Source organism: Chthonomonas sp., assembly GCF_035294505.1.
GTDB lineage: Bacteria > Armatimonadota > Chthonomonadetes > Chthonomonadales > Chthonomonadaceae > Chthonomonas.
In genome coordinates, this window is sequence record NZ_DATGKU010000052.1 from 1 (window position 1) to 2,571 (window position 2,571).

At 56.7% G+C, this 2,571-nt stretch carries 2 protein-coding genes; both read left to right on the forward strand.

Annotation, left to right across the window (positions count from 1 at the left end; translation table 11 throughout):
- On the forward strand, positions 1 to 625 hold a 625-nt coding region (locus VKV18_RS02440), incomplete at its 5' end, for a glutamine synthetase family protein (RefSeq protein WP_414647172.1).
- A 557-nt stretch (positions 626 to 1,182) separates the two neighbouring features.
- On the forward strand, positions 1,183 to 2,466 hold the full coding sequence (locus VKV18_RS02445) for an outer membrane beta-barrel protein (RefSeq protein ID WP_324202641.1): 1,284 nt from the start codon (positions 1,183 to 1,185) through the stop codon (positions 2,464 to 2,466).
- The last annotated feature ends 105 nt before the right edge of the window (positions 2,467 to 2,571 follow it).

Genomic DNA, 2,571 nt, shown 5'->3' on the forward strand with positions numbered 1-2,571 from the left:
CGGCTCCGGCATGCACACCCACCAGTCGCTATGGAAGGATGGCAAACCCCTCTTCTTCGATGAGAAGGGCTACGGGCAGCTCTCCGAGCTAGCCGTCTACTACATCGGCGGCATCCTGAAACACGCGGCCTCTCTGCTGGCCTTTTGTGCCCCCACCACCAACTCCTATCGGCGGCTCGTGCCGGGGTACGAGGCCCCCATCAATCTGATCTACTCCGCCCGCAACCGATCGGCCTGCGTGCGCATTCCCATGATCAGCAAATCGCCTAAGGCCAAACGCATCGAGTTCCGTGCGCCCGACCCCAGCGCCAACCCCTATCTGGCCTTCGCCGCGATGATGATGGCCGGCCTCGACGGCATCGAAAACAAAATCCAGCCACCGGCCCCCATTGATAAAGACCTCTATGAGCTGGAGCCGGAAGAGCGCCACGGCATCGCCCAAACCCCTGGTAGCCTCGCCGAAAGCCTTCAGGCTTTGGAGGAGGATCACGAGTATCTGCTGAAGGGTGGGGTCTTCGATCAAGACCTCATCGAAACCTATATCGAGTACAAGCGCAAGCAGGAGATCGAACAGATCGCTTTGCGTCCCCACCCCTACGAGTTCGCCCTGTACTACGATATCTAGAAAAGCTTCTCTGTGCAGGAAAGAGCCTTTCTTTCCTGCACACTTCTCTCCTAGCGATGCAAACAAGGAGTGGCAAAAAAGCTATTCGGCAGGAAAATTTGAAAAAAATTATCCAAACTATTGACAATGGCGTACATCGTTTGGTAATATAACTCCTACTCGCAGGGCATTCTTGCTGCTGCAAATGGCAATCTTTCCCAGCGTTGGGAGAAGTTTACTCGTTCACCCCTTTTGCGGCAGTGATGCCGTAGCTGGCTCTGTCGCAAAATCCCCTACAGCGTTGTTCCCATAGCGTCGTCGCTAATCGCCTTACGCGGGCGTCTTTACGTTTCCGCTTGTCTTCCCCGGCCGGTCAATGCCGCTGCGTCGGAAACGCCTTTCCCTCTGCCTTTACGAAGTCGTCTCTTCACCGATGTCGGCAAGCGACTCCTCGGCAAGGTCAATAGGCGTGCCCGTTCTGGCTCTGTTCCGCTTTTGGAGTCAGCCTGTTTTTCCCCACAGCGAATCTCAAATTCGCCGTGGCATTACCAACTATCCTTAACCTAAAGGAGGGCACATTGAACATTCACTTTGGGAGACTCTTCTCCCCAACAACCGCACAGGCTGCTGTGCCTCAACGCTTAGGCTATGCGAAAGCGCTGGCCTATCAGCTTGGAGTGTGCGGGCTTCTGGGGCTGGTCGTTCTTACAACGGCTCCGAAATCGGCGCGTGCCGACGGCAGCTCCGGCCCGAAACCCGGCGAGGTGGATATCTCCGGCTACCTCGATCTCTACTACCTGATCAACGCGCGCGGCCCCTATCCCGCCGCAGTGCTAACCACGACAGACGGAGAGAAGATCGGCATTGACAACGTGGGGCGTTCGTTCGATATCAACGACCGGGAACTGAGCTTAAGCCTTTTAGAGCTGAACATCACCCGTAACGAGGGAAAGGGGATACCGTTCAGCATCACCGCCACGCTCACCACCGGAGACACGGCTCGCCTCGTTCATGCCACCGAGCCGGGAGGCACCGCTGCCTGGCAGACGATCCAACAGCTCTACATCACCAAAACGCTCAACATCATGAAGCACCCGGTAACCTTCGATGCCGGCATCTTCGTGACGAGTTTCGGCTATGAGGTGATCGAGAGCGCCAAAAACGACGAGTACTCTCGAAGCTTCGGCTTCCAGTATGCCATTCCGTTCTACCATGCTGGCTTACGGGCAACCACCCCCCTCTCTAAAACGCTCACCCTTCAGGGAGGGCTGGTTAACGGATGGAACGACATTGCCGACGATAACGATGCCAAAAGCGGCTTCGTGCAGCTCTCTTGGGCGCCCAACGCCAGCCTCACAACCAACCTCACCTATATGGGCGGACTGGAGGGTACCGGCGCTTACGGCCCCGCGTTAGCGCCCATCCACAAAGGGGGTATAGACACTAACCTCTTCGAGATACAGCCCACCTACCAGGTTACAAAAGACCTGAAGCTGGCCGCGGAGGTGGATTACGGTCAGGGTGCCGGCAATGTGGGTAAGACCCACTACTCCGGCTACTGGACGGATATCGCCGGATATGCCCGCTATCAGCTCACTTCAAAACTGGCTGTGGCGGCGCGCTACGATCAGTTCGAGGACATCGCCGGCGCGGGTGGGGCCGGTCTCCGGCTTGGTCTTCCCGGCTACACCGTGCTTCGCGAGGCCACTCTCACCCTCGAGTACTCGCTCTTCAAGAACCAGGTTCTCACTCGGCTGGAGTATCGCCACGACCACGCGAACAAACCCTTCTTCCTCGGAGGGCATGGCACCACCACACTCGATCAGGACACATTCACACTCGCAGCGGTGGTGAAGTTCTAAATTCAACCTAAAAAGTTTCGACGCTATGGAGGAGACGCAAAAGAATGACAACGTATATGCCACGCTTTAGAGCCTATTGGGCGCGAACGATGTTTGTGTTAGGGC